The organism is Ktedonobacter sp. SOSP1-85, from assembly GCF_016587415.1.
Taxonomy (GTDB): domain Bacteria; phylum Chloroflexota; class Ktedonobacteria; order Ktedonobacterales; family Ktedonobacteraceae; genus Ktedonobacter.
The window spans coordinates 792,135-808,058 of sequence record NZ_BNJI01000002.1 but is presented as its reverse complement, the minus strand read 5'-3'; the positions used below and the strand labels follow the sequence as shown (position 1 = coordinate 808,058).

At 56.4% G+C, this 15,924-nt stretch carries 14 protein-coding genes; 4 read left to right on the top strand and 10 right to left on the bottom strand.

Annotated features, from left to right (window positions below):
- Positions 1-93: 93 nt before the first annotated feature.
- From KTE_RS31730 to KTE_RS31720, 3 genes are all read right to left on the bottom strand, one after another.
- Positions 94-786 carry a DUF1254 domain-containing protein gene (locus tag KTE_RS31730; protein ID WP_201388648.1) on the bottom strand — a complete coding sequence of 231 codons (693 nt, stop codon included), beginning with the start codon at positions 784-786 and terminating at the stop codon, positions 94-96.
- Complete coding sequence (locus tag KTE_RS31725; protein WP_201388646.1) at positions 786-1,937, bottom strand: DUF1214 domain-containing protein; 1,152 nt, start codon at positions 1,935-1,937, stop codon at positions 786-788. Before KTE_RS31725 ends, KTE_RS31730 begins: the two co-directional genes overlap by 1 nt.
- Before the next feature lie 142 nt (positions 1,938-2,079).
- Complete coding sequence (locus KTE_RS31720) at positions 2,080-5,178, bottom strand: LuxR C-terminal-related transcriptional regulator (RefSeq protein WP_201388644.1); 3,099 nt, start codon at positions 5,176-5,178, stop codon at positions 2,080-2,082.
- A gap of 112 nt (positions 5,179-5,290) precedes the next feature.
- Between KTE_RS31720 and KTE_RS31715 the strand changes: the two genes are divergently transcribed.
- Positions 5,291-5,503, top strand: a complete 213-nt coding sequence (locus tag KTE_RS31715) for a hypothetical protein (protein WP_201388641.1) — start codon at positions 5,291-5,293, stop codon at positions 5,501-5,503.
- A gap of 108 nt (positions 5,504-5,611) precedes the next feature.
- Here KTE_RS31715 and KTE_RS31710 read toward each other — a convergent pair whose 3' ends face one another.
- Together KTE_RS31710 and KTE_RS31705 are read right to left on the bottom strand one after the other, a co-directional pair.
- Positions 5,612-5,908, bottom strand: a complete 297-nt coding sequence (locus KTE_RS31710) for a hypothetical protein (protein ID WP_201388640.1) — start codon at positions 5,906-5,908, stop codon at positions 5,612-5,614.
- Positions 5,909-6,147: 239 nt separating this feature from the next.
- Complete coding sequence (locus tag KTE_RS31705) at positions 6,148-6,363, bottom strand: dodecin family protein (RefSeq protein ID WP_201388638.1); 216 nt, start codon at positions 6,361-6,363, stop codon at positions 6,148-6,150.
- Between the two features lie 301 nt (positions 6,364-6,664).
- Here KTE_RS31705 and KTE_RS31700 point away from each other — a divergent pair, with 301 nt between their 5' ends.
- Entirely contained in the window at positions 6,665-7,882 is a 1,218-nt protein-coding gene (locus tag KTE_RS31700) for an NAD(P)/FAD-dependent oxidoreductase (protein WP_201388636.1), read from the top strand.
- Positions 7,883-8,060: 178 nt separating this feature from the next.
- Here the strand turns inward: KTE_RS31700 and KTE_RS31695 are convergent, their stop codons facing one another.
- Positions 8,061-9,434 carry a C39 family peptidase gene (locus KTE_RS31695; RefSeq protein ID WP_201388634.1) on the bottom strand — a complete coding sequence of 458 codons (1,374 nt, stop codon included), beginning with the start codon at positions 9,432-9,434 and terminating at the stop codon, positions 8,061-8,063.
- A gap of 456 nt (positions 9,435-9,890) precedes the next feature.
- On the opposite strand from KTE_RS31695, the gene KTE_RS31690 reads away from it, so the two are divergent.
- Entirely contained in the window at positions 9,891-11,684 is a 1,794-nt protein-coding gene (locus tag KTE_RS31690) for an N-acetylmuramoyl-L-alanine amidase (RefSeq protein WP_201388632.1), read from the top strand.
- Positions 11,685-11,943: 259 nt separating this feature from the next.
- Complete coding sequence (gene fgd, locus KTE_RS31685) at positions 11,944-12,957, top strand: glucose-6-phosphate dehydrogenase (coenzyme-F420) (RefSeq protein ID WP_201378927.1); 1,014 nt, start codon at positions 11,944-11,946, stop codon at positions 12,955-12,957.
- A gap of 53 nt (positions 12,958-13,010) precedes the next feature.
- Here the strand turns inward: fgd and KTE_RS31680 are convergent, their stop codons facing one another.
- The 4 genes from KTE_RS31680 to KTE_RS31665 form a co-directional block, all read right to left on the bottom strand.
- Complete coding sequence (locus KTE_RS31680) at positions 13,011-13,238, bottom strand: hypothetical protein (RefSeq protein WP_201388630.1); 228 nt, start codon at positions 13,236-13,238, stop codon at positions 13,011-13,013.
- Positions 13,239-13,611: 373 nt separating this feature from the next.
- Entirely contained in the window at positions 13,612-14,529 is a 918-nt protein-coding gene (locus KTE_RS31675) for a HAMP domain-containing sensor histidine kinase (protein WP_255553044.1), read from the bottom strand.
- A gap of 20 nt (positions 14,530-14,549) precedes the next feature.
- Positions 14,550-15,221, bottom strand: coding sequence for a hypothetical protein (locus tag KTE_RS31670; protein WP_201388626.1), 672 nt, complete (start codon positions 15,219-15,221; stop codon positions 14,550-14,552).
- Positions 15,172-15,843 carry a response regulator transcription factor gene (locus KTE_RS31665; RefSeq protein WP_201388625.1) on the bottom strand — a complete coding sequence of 224 codons (672 nt, stop codon included), beginning with the start codon at positions 15,841-15,843 and terminating at the stop codon, positions 15,172-15,174. Before KTE_RS31665 ends, KTE_RS31670 begins: the two co-directional genes overlap by 50 nt.
- Between the last annotated feature and the right edge of the window lie 81 nt (positions 15,844-15,924).

Below are 15,924 nucleotides of genomic sequence, written 5' to 3'. Positions count from 1 at the left end.
TCCGGTTTGGAGCATTTGAACGGTCCAGACGAAACACGAGGCGTCGTGGAGCGGCCTGCGCAAGCGACTGCATAGGACATGGAAAGGGTCAGCCTATCCAATCTTGCTCCTGTAGCTGGGTTTCCACTGGCTTAGCGGTGTGAGCTGGATCTGCTTCGCCAGCCCATAGGCCGTGGCCAGGTCGCTGTCGCTTTCCACGAGCGTGCGTCCGATCAGCAACACCATGTTGTTCGGCGAGGCGATCTGTCTCACCCCAACCGGCACCTTTCCCTGCCAGCCCGGTCCGCTAATGAGATAGTCGCCAGCCTGCGTCCCGGTGGTGCGCCGGCCCACATAGGCGAAGTCCGTTCCCCACGGGTCCGTCAACTGGACGCTGTAATAGCGGCCAGCCATGTCCGGCACGTGCAACACCTCCGGCCCTGTGCTCAGATCGAGCCAGCCCCCAGTGTAGAGCGTGTCGTGGTTCCCGGTGCTCCCCAGGGCGTTGGACTGCGAGGGGGAAGCAAGGGTGGGCATCGTATAGAGCGTATTGATGGGAATGCCAGAGGAACTGCCTGGGCTTATGCCGTGCTGGACGACCGCGTTCTCCAACCCGTTGTAGATGAGACGCGTATAGAGGTAGGGGTAAGCGAAGGCGCCGACTCCCCACACGACCAGGGCGGTCACGGCGAAGGTGAGCAGGGGGACCTTCCACCAGCTTCTCGTCCGAGTCTGCGAGGTCTGCGAGAAGCTGGACGCAGCCGCGCTCTCCTGGTTGTTCGGTTCCTGGTTTTCCATGTTCGCCATTAGTGCACCTCCACGATAGGCGGCACGTGGTACGCGCCACTGAGGATAGCCGCGCCGGGCTGATAGACCCGGAGCCAGAGCTTGAAGTACCCGCCGGGGGCCGGAAGCCAGTTTGCTTCGTGCCCCGCCGGGGCGGCCTGCTGGATGTAGATGTCAATGGAGCCGTCGGTGTTGGGCACCAGGCCCGACCGGTCACCGACGCTGTAGCGGTTGCTCGGATTGGCCACCATCTGGCCCTGCGTGTTGGTCATGGTCAGCGACCAGAAGGCCTGGTTGGGCGGCAGCCCTCCCGGTGGGAAGTGCAGGCGGTAGTCATGGCCTCCAGTGAGCGTCTGACCCGCCCCATCCACCGTCGCCGTCCAGTACACCGCCTCTTGCGGCAGGTTGACCATGGGGAGGGTCTGGGCGCAGGCGGCTTGCAGAAAGATGCCATTGCTGGCCTTGCCACATTGCAAGCTGATATTCCAGCCATTGGTCGTCGTTTGCATGGCATTGGCCTGGGCGTTAATGAGAAGACCGGCCGTGAGAATTGCCAGCACCGCTCCCGCGAGAATCCCCAGCACCGCGAACGCGAGGTTCAGGAGGGAAGCCCAGGCTCGATGTCTGGCCGGTGAACGAGGCAAGGGAGGGGACGGTGGGGTCCATCCCGGATCGACAACGGGGGTGGATGTGGCTGGCCTGGCAAGACGCCGTCCAACCAGACCTCCCAGAGCGCCGAGGCCCACTCCCAGACCGAGCTCTAAGGCGAGGGTCACGATCAGGCTGAGAGCGATGAGAACGACGACGATCGTGTATAATACACCTGGCGAGAGACTCCCGCCACGCTGCCCGGCTCGATTGAGGGCCTGCGTGACCTGCCCATTGGTCGCGATTTGCACAATGGCAAAGATCACCGCGATCAGGCCACCGATCAGACCCGCGACCAGTCCGACCAGCGCGCCGGTCGTAACCCTGCCGGTCTGGCGAGCGGCGAACAGGCCGATCACGAAAAATGCGACCAGCCACACCAGAACGTCAATGATTGTCTTGAGCGATCCAGGGGAGAGCAGCGAGATGATGATCTGGATCGCGCCCAGCACGGCCCCACAGATCGCTCCCCATTTCCAGATGAACGCAGCGCCTCCCCGGCGCGCCATACCTTGTTCTTGCATAGGAATTCCTTTCCCCCATGTCTATTGCTGGTTGAAACAGGAGATATAACATATTGTTATGTTCTTTCTATTGCAGAATCTACCGCAAAACAGCCAGGCTGTCTTCCCTCGAAAGAGGTATTTCGTGGGGATCATGTCCTCCTCACGAGGAAGGGAGGATGTGCAAGGCACGTGCCCGGGCCACGGCCTGGGTGCGATTTGTGGCGCCCAGTTTCGCCAGGAGATGCTTGACATGGAGTTTGACAGTATACAGGCTGAGTACCAGGTGCTCGGCGATCTGCTGGTTGGAGAGGCCCTCGGCCACCAGTTGCAAGACGTCCCACTCCCGTGCACTCAGCGGCTCATAGAGCGTCGAGCGTGGTGCTGGTTGTGTCGCGGCATCGGGCTGGGCCTGCCAGACGGGCACGATCGCCGCCTGGATGCGCTGAAGGTAGTCAGGCGAGGCGGTGGTAAAGGGGGCCATCAGCGCGAGCATGTGCCCCATCACCTCGCCTTCATCGGCAAACAGGCGCAGATACCCTTCTGGCTCGGCTTGAGCGAGGATGGGTCCCAGGGTGGCTAGCGCCTGCCTGGCCTTGCCCTGGGCGTGCAGCGCTAGCGCGCGCAGCATCTGGATCTCGATGAGCCGACCATGAGCACCTGTCCCAACGGCGATCTCCAGCAGATGGTCCAAAAGAATCTGTGCTTGAGAGAGCGCCAGGGCATTCGGGTGGCCTCGTCCACGTGCGATCAAAACCCGCGCCAACGTGACATAGCCCGCGTAGCGACCCTTCCCCAGGGGGCTCGTGAGCGGATCATCAGAGTGTAACCCGCAGGTCGAGGCCCACTGCAAGGCAGGATCAAGCTGCCCGCAACGCAGGGCAAGGCGGACCGGAATCAGGATCAACACGTCTTTGCTCCCCTGGGGAACTGGAAACTGCGCCACGTCAAACGCTTCGCTCTCCAGGAGCTGCCTGGCTCGCTTAATGTTGCCTTGCGCCAGGGCCACACGCGCCAGGACTCCGAGCCCGAGCAGTGCCAGCCAGGGGCTGGGACGAGCAAGATCCAGGTGTGGAACCAGTTCGAGGGATTGCTGTGCAGAGGACTCCGCTTCTTGCAGGCGATTCCACTCATACAACAGGACTCCATAGCGCTGATGCGCCATGGCGAGAGCCAGGGACGGGAGATGGTGGTGCCAGGCGAGCGCGCGGAACAAGTCCTCATAGAGCCGTCCCAGTTCGCGTAATTGCCCCAGTTCCTCGTACAGCTCATCGAGACTGGCGATGACCACGAAATTGGGGCTGGGTCCGCCAGCAGGCAAGGCTTGCCGCAAGGTCTGCTCCGAGGCCAGGAGATCCCCACTGACATGATAGGCAGCTCCAAGGAGCACGCGCTGGCGCCAGAGGGTGAACCGACTCCAGGTTGTTTCGGGGCCCGTGAGCGAACGCGTCATCTCCGCAGCGCGGGAAAGCGCTTGCGGGATATCCCCTCGGGCCAGCGCCAGCGTTGCCTGTTGCAACGCCAGCTCTCGTTGCAGTTCTGCCTGTGCCTCGGGATCGTCCTTTTCATGCGTCTTGAGCAGCCCTGTGAGGTGCTTGATGACCCCTTCAGGGTCAGGCGGCTGCGACGTGCGTAGGGGCTGGGTCCAGATCAAGGCAAGGGAGAGATACACCGAGGCCGCGATGACCTCCTGCGGAAGCCGATCCAGCCAGTGTCTCAGGCGCACAAGCTTTCCCTGTTCCACGAAAGATGGCACCAACTCCGCCAGCAAGTGTGCTGCGTGAGGCAGGTCGGAAGCTCGATACGCATACTCACAGGCGTCCTCTGCCCACCCATGCTGTTCATACCAGCAACTGGCTCGACGATACAGTTCCGGCACCAGCGCTGGCTCCTGTTGCTGGAGCAGGGTGCGCAGCGTTTCGGCGAAGAGCGGATGGTAGCGATACCAGGTAGCTGTGTCATCCAACGCACTGACGAAGAGGTTTTCCTGGAGCAGGGTTGCGAGCTTCCGCTGGCCACCAGACTCTTCAGTAACGCTCTCGCAGAGCGGCCCGGTGAGTCGCTCCAGAATGCTGGTCCGGAGCAAAAAGCGCTGCATCTCCGGTGGTTGCCGCAGCAGGATTTCTTCACACACATAATCCAGGAGAAAGCGATGAGTTACCCTCGTCGTCCGGAGCACTTCTGCAGCATCGATGTGCCCGCGTAGGGCCAGCGTCAGCAATTGGATGCCAGCAATCCAGCCCTCAGTCCGCTCTTCCAGCAGACGGATCGCCTCAGAGCTGAGCGGGAGCCCCATCGCATGCGCAAATGCCTCAACTTCGGCGGATAGAAACCCCAGAGCCTCTCTGGGCAGTTCATAGATCTGCTGACCTGCTTGCAAACGTGCAAGCCTCGGCGGGTCCATTCGTGTACCGAGCAGCAGATGCAGGCGCGAGGGAAGATGGGTCAACATAAAGAGCAGCAGGGCCTGACTCGCCTCGGTCGTGAGATGGTGGATGTCATCCAAGACCAAGACCGTGTCGCGCTGGAGCAGGCGCTCAAGGTCGTTGAGGAGACGAGTTAGCACCTGTTCGTGCTCGTGGGGATGCCAGGGCCGATCCGTCTGAGCCGCGCTGTCCAGGCGCGCATCGACACGCGCCAGAGCAGCGATGAGCGAGGAAAGGAAGCGCGCCGGGTCGTTCTCTGCCTCCTCGCAGGAAAGCCAAGCCACCGGCTTCGTAGCCGTGGCAGCCCATTCGGCCAGCAGTGTGGTTTTGCCAGAGCCAGCAGGAGCCGAGACCAGCGTCACTGGTCCTCGCAGACCCTGCTCCAAGAGCGTGAGCAGGCGGGGGCGCGCCACATGCTGCATTGGCAGACGCGGGGGAGTGATGGTGCTCTGGAGGATCACCGTCGATGTTCGTCCTCGAGGTGAGATGGGAACCGGCACAAGAGGTGGCGTATCCTCAGCCTCTCCTGCCAAGCGGCGGGCCGCCTCCCGTAGTTTAGTGAACGTGAGATTGCTGGAGACGCCCAGGTAACAGCGCGCGAGTCGTCCGCGCTTGCGACGATAGGCTCGCCAGTACCACCCACCCCGCCGATTGCCAGCCCGCGCCTTGTGCGCGGTAAAGGTTCCCTCTTCACAGGTAAAGGTGAAAGTGGTGGCTATTTCCAGCCAGGCATACCAGGATGGGGTATCGAGTAGTACGACCAGGTGCTGGCCCTGCTGCTCGTATACCAAACAGCCGTTGCAAACCGTTCCAATGGGTGGCGATACCTTCTCCATGTGACAACCCTCCGCGAGAAAGGTAGGAGATGTTAGGGATGCTCTGAGCAGTTCCCTAACATCAAGTATAGCAGGGTGGGGATGAAACCTCAAGACCCACGACGCCATCGGTATGTTCCACCATCCTCCGCGCAGGCCACCTGGAAACTCCTTTTCACCTCCTCGGCGCGATCACGCACCATGTGGAGACTGGGGCAGTTCGCGCAGCATCTGGCAGAACGATCGCGTGTTCACTATCGGCCTGGTCGTCCTGCGTGAGCAGGTGAACGAGGCGATGCCTCGTTTGCTCGGTGAACACCTTCTCTTTGAGGGCTTAGCGTTGTAAATTTCTCCGGCGGGCCTAAGAGGCCCAGTTGAAGGCCAAAGAATGCCTGCGTGTATTTCATATAGTTTTGTTCTCTATAGTTATTCAGAAGATACGCTTTAGGGTGAGCTATAGTTTGAGGAAGAAAACAGGGGCACAGGCAGCAAGAGCGGCGACAATTTGGAGTGCTAGAACTAGCAACGCTTGCCTGGGCTGTCGCGGGAAATATTTGATGGCGAAGAATGCTATGATTGGTACCTGTAGAACCATGAGTAATTGCCAGATATGGGCGGCTGCCCCCTCATCGGCCTCATGGGTAACGCCGAATATGGCAACGTAACCTAGCACCAGGGCCAGGGCCACTAATGACATGGCTACCGGCAAATAAGCACTGGGCTGCCTTAGGGTTGGATTCATGCTGGTCATGATGTCTTCCTTGCTTTTCATAACGACGTTTGCGTTGGAATAACTGCACTCATCCTAGTGGTAAGAGCATACCATAAGCATCACCTGGAGGCGACCCTCCGTGTGTATTTTGAGGAGCACTCAAGTGCTGTGAGTTGTAGTCTTCTTTGATGGTCCACTAATCTGATCAGTGGACCACCCAACCTTATAGTCGGCCAATGTTGTCCAGTAATTGGCCAGAGCAAGTTATCTAATACTGATTACGCGCCCTCCTCGTACTTGAAGGAGAGTTCCATCTTGACCCGGTAGGTTAGAGATTTCCCGGGTTCGATATGGATATCCTGCTCAACAATGCGCGCGACGCGTAAATCTCGTAAGGTTTGTGAGGCTTGTTCAATAGTGGCTGCGGCAGCTTTCTCCCATGATTCGTTGCTGGTGCCTACCAGTTGAATCACCTTATATACACTTTCTGCCATTACTGTCTCCTTTCTTTGAGAGGGTCAATTACTCTTACCCAATCACGTTACAAAAAACAGGAAGGAAACAGCCATTCTCTAGAGCGAGCATAGTTGGAAATAGCCAAAGGGCCTGACAAGAATCATGATTGAGCACTCTTTGAAGTGGAATTTTTATCTTTTGCTACTCATCTTTTGCTACAAGGTAGAGGTTTTCTCATTTTTATGCACCAAAAAAAAGTTGAGCTTGCTTTGATATATCGAATAGGAAACGCTATTGAATGAAAAGAGTTTTTGCTGATAAGGAGACGGAAAAATCCCTATGTATGATGCAATTATCATTGGTGCCCGTTGTGCTGGAGCACCAGTTGCTATGTTGCTGGCTCGTCAAGGCTATCGCGTATTACTCGTCGATAAAGCTCGTTTTCCGGCTGACATTATGTCCGGTCTATTCATCCACCCACGAGGCACGGCTTTGTTGAAGCGTTGGGGTGTGTTAGATGACGTATTGGCAACCGGTTGTCCGAAATTACATTCAGCGACGTTCGATCTGGGTCCAATAGAACTGAAGGCCGGCTTTCATCCGGTTGATGGAGTCGATTTTACATGTGCCCCACGGCGGTATTTGCTGGACCCCATTCTAGTAGCCGCAGCGGTGGAGGCTGGGGCAGAGTTCCGTGATAACACCACAGTTCAAGAATTGCTCACGGACGAAGATGGTTGTATTACTGGCATTCGCGCCCGTACAGCACAGGGAACAACCGTGACTGAGAAGGCGCGTATCGTGATTGGTGCCGATGGTGTGCACTCATTTGTTGCCCGCACTGTCAAGCCAGAAGCATATCATGTGAATCCAATGCTGACCTGCAGCTACTATGGTTTCTTCAGTGACGTCACTGTTCCAGGACCGAAAGTCTATATCCGTCCCTATCGTTTCGCTGTATGCATTCCCACGAATGATAATCTGATGCTGGTTGGCGCTCAGTGGCCGATTGAAGACTTTGCGCGTATCCGCACCGATGTACCCACCCATTTCTACGAACTCATGGGCCAGATACCGGAACTAGCTACACAGGTGCGTCAAGAAAAGCAAGTGGGTCGTTTCATCGGTACCGGGCACGCTCCCAATTTCTTCCATAAGCCATACGGCCCTGGCTGGGCACTGGTGGGTGACGCTGGCTATCATAAAGATCCCATTCTGGGCCAGGGCATTGCTGATTCCCTTGAAGATGCTGCGATGTTGGCAAAAGCACTTACGCGTGGCCTGTCCGGAGAGACAATAATGGAGGAGGCACTGGCAGAGTATGAGCGGGAGCGCAATGAAATTTGCCTGCCACAGTATCAGCTCGCAATGCAGTTTGCCACTCTGGCACCACCACCACCTGATATGCAAAGGCTATTGAGCATTATTGCCGCTGACCCGGAAGAGTCAACTCGCTATCTCGGTGTCCTGGAGCGTTCAGTACCAGTTGCTGAGTTCTTCGCCCCTGAGCATATTGCCAGTTTGATGGCGCGAGCTGCGGTATCGCTAACTGCGTAAGCTCTTCTTTTAATATGAAGGCCGAAGTTCTCCTCCTGGCTGCCTTGTTTCAGAAGGGGAACTTTTCGTTGTTTTTATCCACTTTCCAAAGGAACGGCGCTTTCATTTCTTCCCCTCAAGCGGGGAAGGATGAAAGCGCCGGACGTTAAAGAGAGCGGTAGAGACTACTCCCTAAGATTTAGGACCAGTTGGTCAGGCGGTTGGTGGTGGGAGTCGTCCAGTTCTCAGGATACATAACATACACAGTGCCATAGGAGTACTTGAGCCAGACAGCCTGTAGTGAAGAGCGGCTGTAGGTGATTTGCACTCCGGCATCGGTAGAGGCGGCGGGATCATTGGTGATGACGTCTCCGGTCGAGGAAAAGCCGCGGACTACCAGCAGGTGCCCACTGGAACTGGGTATGGGCGTGCCGGGCAGCTCGCCTTTTTTGTAGGCGATACTGATCGCGATAGGCACACCGGCCTTGATCCATTGCTCGATCTGGCTCATGGAGTACATGCGTGTGACATAGGCATGCAGGCCATGCGAGCCGGCATAGGCGGTATTAAAGGGCCAGTTGCCCGTACCCTGGTAGGTGTAGTCATAGGTATCGCGAGCGGTGTCCGGCACGGTCTGATTGAGGTCCGGCTGATTGAGGACAGTGGACCAGTAGGCCAGGATCATGCTGGTTGAGGTTGGGCTACACCAGACCTCACCACCGCCACCATATCCCAGGCCCTGGTATTCGGGCAGCATCTGTGAGCGCTGAGGCACATTCAGGTTGGTTCCCCACACGCTCTGGTCGGGGTTGACAGTGGGCGCAGTCGTGGAGTTATAGGAGACCATAGCGGTGACACGGCGCAAGCTCAAGGTCGTCGATGGTGAGGTCGTAAAGAGTGTGAGGGAGAGCTGGTAAGCGCTAGCGGGCTGCGAACCGGTTTGGAAGGTATCGGTTGCCACATTCCCGGTAGTGTCGGATTGCCCATTGATGCTGTGGCGTTTAATGGTGCTGAAGTCGCTGGCCCAGACGGGGAGCTTGTACCAGTGCGTCCAGGTGCCATTCTCGAGGACGCGCACATGGGTCTCAACCCAGGTTCCTGTGGGCGTTGTGGCGTTCCAGGAGGCGACGAGATCGGTAAAGGTTTGCGCGGTCGTGTGTATTGGCGAGGTGATAGTGCCGTAGTAGAACGAACCACCGTTGTAGTAGTTGTTGCCGTTGTAGGCTCCAGCTGCATATGGGTCCTGGCCCTGGCAGAGCTGAGATGTTGCATCAAAGCTGGTGCTACCCCCATCTGTCGCGTCTGTGGTGCAGCTTAAGCCTGCGTGCGGCGAGAGGATGACTGTCCCACTGGAGGAGACGGCGACGCCATTGAGGGTCCAGGTAGAGAAGTCACTAGAACTGCTCTGCTGCCAGAACTCATCGTACTGGCTCTGCCCTTTACTTGATTTGGCTGTGGCTGCATGGGTGCTTTGCCCCAGGGCGAGCGTCAGACAAAAGAGCGCGAGCAACGTTGCGATACCCAGACGACGCAAATAGGAGGATAGGCGATGGGATGTCTGAGGTAGAGGCATAGAAATCCCTTTCTGTGAAATAGAGGACGCACAACCTGGTCAAGTATAGATATGATCCAAGCTGTTTGCCAGGCTACAAATATGAGAGCGGTAAGTAGATGGGTATGGATAAAGTGTAGAAAGAAAAAGGGATAAAGTCAAGATGACGCGCGCTTATGCTCTTTTAAGAAATAACCCGAGCATGTCTGGAGGCGGCGCTGTCCCGCAGCGTGATTCTCAGCCTCGGACTCAATTTCTTCGCAAATATTGTAATTCACGGTAAATTGTGGTAATTAAATGTATAAGGCTGTTTTACTATTTATTTGGAGGAGGTGCTATCTATTCCCTAAAACTCGCTACCGACAAATCCCAAAGGACATCTCCCGCACATACGTTTTGAGCATTATTTCTCTGCTTGAGGCAATCCTTGCCTGCTTTATTTAGGAAGCGCGCAAGGATAAGTGAAAGGATTCTGCCTTGAACAAACGTATTTTATGGGCTTCGCTGAAGACGCTCATGGGCCTCTCCCTTCTTCTTACCCTCACCAGTCTGAGTTTCTCCCACTCTTATGCAGCCAGCAGTCCTTCGATTAACCAGGCTTTTCTGCAAGCTTCTCATGAAACGGATGTCCCTGTCCCGCTTTTACAGGCCCTCTGTTATATGGAAGGGCGTTTAAGCATGCATGGCGGCACACCCAGCATTGATCAGGGCTATGGATGCATGCACCTTGTAAAAAGCAAGAAGCAGGATACCCTGGACCAGGCCGCGCAAGATCTGCATGTCAGCAGCGCGCAGCTACGAAGTGACCTGGCCACAAACATTCGCGGTGGCGCCGATATTCTGCGGCAGGATGCCTTAAAGCTGTCAGCGACGCATACGCTCCCCGGGACGCTGTCTGGCTGGGCCGATGCCATCGCCCTTTATAGTAACGCGACGACCCACTCGACTGCGCAGATGTACGTTGATGAGACCTATCGTATTTTACGCCAGGGCTTTCAGGCACGGGCCGACAACCAAGAACTGGTAACGCTCGCGCCCCAAAACGTAACGTTTACGCATCTGGGGACAAACTCCCTTGCGACCGCCACGATTCCCGCTGGCTGTAGTAGCGACACCAATGTCGAATATCCTGGTGCCATCGATTGTATCGTCAGTCCCACGACCTTTGATTGTAACGTGGTCTCTAATGGCAGCCCCTGTACCTATGAATCCGCCAGTCGCCCCAGCTCCTATAGCATCTCCGATATCGTGATTCACGACATTGAGGGGACCGCGCAGGACGGATTGAATGTCTTCCAGGACCCCAATAGCGGCGTCAGTATTCACTATGTTGTGGGAGGCGATGGTACCGTCTATCAATTATTGCATGAGAAGGATATCGCCTATCAAGCTGGCAACTACTGGTATAACCAGCATACAATCGGTATTGAACACGCAGGCTTTGATGCCACAGGTTATCAATGGTATAACGCGACCGAGTACCTGGCCTCGGCCAAACTGGTCGCCTACTTGCTGAATAAGTATCATATTCCTCTGGAGCACGATCATATCGTTTCGCATGGGACCATTCCCGCGCCAACTCTGGGGACGACCCCTAACCATGAAGATCCAGGCCCCTACTGGCTCTGGCCCTATTACTTTAATTTGATTCAGCAGCAAGGCGTTGCCGCCGCACCCACCAGCAACAAGGCGAACGTTGTCACTGTCGATCCCGCGACCGGTCAGGCGCCATATGGCACAAATGGGACTGAGACAAGCGCCAACTTTAACTTCTTCACGCTCTACACAAGTGGCAGTACCGCCTCAAGCATCATTCCCAATCCTGATAATGGCTCTGCCATAGGCGTGACCAGCAATGTTGAGGCCAGGATCAGCTATGTCTATACCAGCAAGGTAACGGACCCCGCGGGCACGGGTGATACACTGTACCAGATCTGGTATGGCGAGCAAGACCCAAGCTTCACGCCAGCTCACACCGCGCACGCCAAACAGGTCTGGCTCGCCGTTCCAGCCGGGTCTGCGGTTGAGAGCACGATCTCCGGTGCCAACGCGCATGTCATCAAGCTGACGGGCAAAGGTAGCAAAGCGATCCAGGTCTCTGGCCGACCAACCACTAGCAACTCCTACTATATCGGGGATGCGCCAATTGGCGCGACCTTTGTCTCCGCGTATAGCATCGTTGAAGATGGCACCAGCAAGCTCTGGTATGAAATTAACTATAACCATCGCCAGGCCTTTGTGCCTGCCAGTGCCGTCACTATCGTCAGCTAACGCGAGGTGCCGCTCTGCTAGAGCACGCGCTTACATATGTCTTATGTGTAAGCGCGTGCTTCACTATGTTTGTCACATGTTCCAGGCCTGGGCATAAATGCTCACCTTGCCCGTGTTCTTATTCATATGCCAGTGCGTGTGTATATAATGGAAACAGGTTTTTAAGGCTCATCTATACGCGGCAAAACGGTTGACAGAGGCAAAATAAATATCGTCTACTGCCAGTAGGCACTTGCTTGCTAGAAGGAGAAATATATCGATGAGTACTTCTCGTTTGAAGTTTGGCTATAAAGCATCCGCGGAGCAGTTTGGTCCACGCGAACTGCTCGATTTCACGGTTGAGGCGGAGGACCTGGGATTTGATAGCGTCTGGACCAGTGATCACTTCCAGCCCTGGCGCCATACCAATGGGCACGCGCCCTTCGCGCTCTCCTGGCTCGGCTCGGCGGCTGAGCGTACTAAAAAGATCGTCCTGGGCACCAGTGTCCTGACGCCTACCTTCCGCTATCAGCCCGCGGTTGTCGCCCAGGCCTTTGGTACACTGGGCCTGATGTATCCTGGACGCTTCATTCTGGGTGTTGGTTCCGGTGAGTCGCTAAACGAGGTCGCGGTTACAGGTATGCAGTGGCCCGAGGCCAAAGAGCGCCTGGCACGCCTGCGTGAGTCGGTACGCTTGATCAAGCAGCTCTGGCAGGAAGATATGGTAACCTTTAACGGAGAATATTACCATACGCTGAACGCGACTATCTATGATAAGCCCAAGCAGCCAGTTCCCATCTATATCGGCGCGGGTGGCCCGGTGGCTGCCAAGTTCGCGGGCCGTGAGGGTGACGGCTTTATCTGCACCTCTGGCAAGGGCGATGAGCTCTATCGCGACAAGTTATTGCCAGCCATGGAGGAGGGCGCGCGAGCCGCGGGCAAAGATCCGCAGAGTGTCGAGCGCACCATTGAGGTCAAGGTCTCCTTCGATACCGACAAGGATCGCGCCCTGAAGGATACGCGTATCTGGGCTGCCCTGGCGCTTCCTGCCGAGGATAAGGTCAGCATTCACGATGCCCGTGAGATGGAGGAGAAGGCTAAAGGCGTTGAGGACCAGGCCCATCGCCGCTGGCTCGTCTCCAGCGATCCCGATGAGCATATTGAGCAGATTCGCCCCTACATCGAACTGGGCTTCACGCACCTGATCTTCCACGCCCCCGGCGACGATCAGTCGCGCTTCCTACAGCTCTACGCCAAAGAGATTCTTCCCCGCCTGCGCCAGCGCTGGGGATAAAAGATGAAAAAAGCAGCGGTTGGCAAGCCACAGGCTTGCCAACCGCTGCTTTTTTATGACCTGGTGGAAATGTAGGCCTGGGCGGGTCCGCCGGAGCCATAGTCTGCATAGTCGTCGTACTCGCTGGAGAGGTCGAGCAGGATCGTGTCCGCATCCTGGCGGCACAGGCGTTTGATGGTTTCCATCTCAAGATGTGTGTGGTTAATGTGCTCTACATCATATGCATATGCAGGCGTGCTGCCATACTCAGAATGGTTATAGTTGTTTGTGTAGTGAGTCATGGCGTTGTTCCTCCCTATAATGTTTTATTTCGCCGTGTCCATTTCGGTTACATATGCAATATAGCGAGCTTTTATGAGAATATGATGAAGCCTCTTGTTCTGTTTTTGAAGCAGATGCCTCTTCCTTCTACACAGTGAGCAAACACACAGACTTCAAGCAGGGACCTATTCGTGGGCCGCACGACGAGAAGCGCGAGTGCCTCTATTTACGATCAGGACATCAGTCACAATCGCAAAGGCCAGTGCGACATTCCTTAGTAATTTAATTATAGTGAGAGGACGAAGATGGGAAAAATACGCTGGAGATCAAAGAGGAAGAGGCTGAAGTGAAATAACATCACTTCAGCCTCTATTCATTCCAAGCCTCAGTATCTCATAAGAGAGTATAAGCTAGTTTAACGCATGCTTTTGAGGCGCCCACGTGTTCTTCAAGATATTTAGCAGTGTTGCCTTCTCCCTCGCTTGCCTCAGACTGCCTGGCGAGGGGGAGGCTGATGCTGAAGAGGGAGCCTTGTTCGGGCTGGCTCTGGACGTCTATGGTGCCTCCGTGCGTGTGGATGATCCATTCGACGATGGAGAGGCCCAGGCCAGTTCCACCGGCGGCACGGGAGCGGGCTTTGTCGGTGCGGTAGAAGCGTTCGAAGACGTGGGGGAGGTGCTCGGGCGCGATGCCGATCCCCGTGTCGCGCACGCGGAGTATGGCTCGCTCCTGCTCTATGCCTGTCTCGACCGTGACGTTGCCGCCCGGGTTGGTGTAGACAAGGGCGTTCTCGACCAGGTTGAGAACGACCTGGATCAGGCGTGCCTCGTCGCCCATAACCTGGATCTGTTCTCTTGACTGGACACTGAGATGCACGGCCCGCTCCTGTGCCAGGTGCTCCATGGTTGCGACCGCGCCCTGCGCCAGGAGATCCAGGCGTACAGGCTCGTGCTCAAAGCTTGCCTGACCTTCGTCGGCTCGCGCCAGGACCAGCAGGTCGCGAATCAGTTCGCCCAGGCGTTCGGATTCACTGGTGATGTTTTGCAGGACATGCATGTACATTTCGGGTTCACTGCGCTCAGAGAGGGCGACCTCCGCCAGGCTGCGGATGGCGGCGACAGGGGTACGCAACTCATGTGCGGCATCTGCCGTGAAGCGGCGCTGGCGTGCGAACATGGCATCAAGCGAGGCCAGCATCTCGTTGAAGGTCAGGGCCAGGCGCTGTACCTCGTCCTGGGCGCGTGGGACGGGAACGCGTTGCGTGAGGTCGCCCACGGCGATGGTACGCGCGGCACTGGTCAGGCGCCCAATAGGCTGGAAGGCCTTGCAGGCTAGCAGGTAGCTGCCGAATCCCCCAGGAGCAGCACCAGGGGACCAAGCAGTACGAGTTCGTATATGACATTATTGAGGGTGGCGTCCAGCGCGGCCAGCGAGGTGCCCACCTGTACCAGGCCATAGACGCTGCCATGGTCAATTAGCGGCAGACTATAGAGGCGCACCTCCTGTCCATCGCGTGCGCTCACCGTCCCAATCCAGGCCTTGCCTTTACTGGTGTTTTGCTCAATGGCTTTCGGCAATTTTAGCACCTGGAAGGTTGGCGAGCTGTAGATCTCAGTGTTGTCCGGTCCAATGATGCGCACGGGTCCCTCCATATCCACGGCGAGGTTGGGTTGAAGGCGCATCATCTCGATAGCCTCGTTCTTGTGTTCCTGCCATTGCTCATAGATCGGGCTCTGCCCATTGGCCTGCTGTTCCATCTTTTTCTTATAGTTTAGCCCACTGGTAATATGTTGTGCGCGCACGAGCAGGGAGGTGTCTATGTTGTGATTCAGGGTTGCACGTAATTGCATGTAGAAGAGCGTGCCAAAGAGCAGCAGGAGGAGCACAAAGACCATGCTTGTCCAGAGGGCTACCTGGGCGCGTATGCCTAGTGGCCATGCATGCCTGCGCTTGCTATGGCTCTTTAAGCTGGTAACCGAAGCCTCTGATGGTGTGAATAACATCGGATTCTCCTTGTTCACATAATTTGCGCCGCACGTAGCGTACGTAGACATCGATAACGTTGGAGAGGTTTTCCGCGTCGCTCTCCCAAATATGTTCCGCGATCATGGTCCGGCTAATGACCTGCCTGGGATTGTGCATCAAGAACTCTAGCAGGAGATACTCCTTGCGTGTCAGATTGACCTTGCGCTCTCCCCTCCACACTTGATGGTTGATAGTATCAAGGGTGATGTCCAGAAATTTGAGTTGTGACGTCTTGCTGGGTCCCTCGCGCCTTAGCAGCGCCCGCACGCGCGCCTCCAACTCGCGAAAGGCAAAGGGCTTGGTCAGATAGTCATCCCCGCCGATATCCAGGCCGTTCACGCGATAGTCGATACCGTCGAGCGCTGTGAGAAAGAGGATGGGCATGGTCTGCCCCTGCTCGCGCAAGGTCCGGCAAATGTCAAAACCGTCCATGTCAGGGAGTAAGACATCCAGAATGACCAGGTCATAAGGCTCTAAGCCTCCCAGCGCCAGGGCCTGTTTGCCGTTGTCCACCAGGTCGATAACATAGCGCTGGCGCTCCAGCCCCGTCTTCATACTTTCTCCGACGAAGAGATCATCCTCGGCGATCAGTATCCGCATCTTGCAGCTCCTTCCTCTTTCTCTATACACCGCTTTCTCCTATTTCAGGTGTAACCGAGTTATTAATTCGCATATGCGCTG

Excerpts from the sequence above, each read along its gene's own strand:
- KTE_RS31715 (WP_201388641.1), top strand. The coding sequence starts at position 5,291 with ATGTTCCACCATCCTCCGCGCAGGCCACCTGGAAACTCCTTTTCACCT.
- KTE_RS31695 (WP_201388634.1), bottom strand. The coding sequence starts at position 9,434 with ATGCCTCTACCTCAGACATCCCATCGCCTATCCTCCTATTTGCGTCGT.
- KTE_RS31725 (WP_201388646.1), bottom strand. The coding sequence starts at position 1,937 with ATGCAAGAACAAGGTATGGCGCGCCGGGGAGGCGCTGCGTTCATCTGG.
- KTE_RS31730 (WP_201388648.1), bottom strand. The coding sequence starts at position 786 with ATGGCGAACATGGAAAACCAGGAACCGAACAACCAGGAGAGCGCGGCT.
- KTE_RS31700 (WP_201388636.1), top strand. The coding sequence starts at position 6,665 with ATGTATGATGCAATTATCATTGGTGCCCGTTGTGCTGGAGCACCAGTT.
- KTE_RS31670 (WP_201388626.1), bottom strand. The coding sequence starts at position 15,221 with ATGTTATTCACACCATCAGAGGCTTCGGTTACCAGCTTAAAGAGCCAT.
- KTE_RS31705 (WP_201388638.1), bottom strand. The coding sequence starts at position 6,363 with ATGGCAGAAAGTGTATATAAGGTGATTCAACTGGTAGGCACCAGCAAC.
- KTE_RS31720 (WP_201388644.1), bottom strand. The coding sequence starts at position 5,178 with ATGGAGAAGGTATCGCCACCCATTGGAACGGTTTGCAACGGCTGTTTG.
- KTE_RS31680 (WP_201388630.1), bottom strand. The coding sequence starts at position 13,238 with ATGACTCACTACACAAACAACTATAACCATTCTGAGTATGGCAGCACG.
- KTE_RS31710 (WP_201388640.1), bottom strand. The coding sequence starts at position 5,908 with ATGACCAGCATGAATCCAACCCTAAGGCAGCCCAGTGCTTATTTGCCG.
- fgd (WP_201378927.1), top strand. The coding sequence starts at position 11,944 with ATGAGTACTTCTCGTTTGAAGTTTGGCTATAAAGCATCCGCGGAGCAG.
- KTE_RS31665 (WP_201388625.1), bottom strand. The coding sequence starts at position 15,843 with ATGCGGATACTGATCGCCGAGGATGATCTCTTCGTCGGAGAAAGTATG.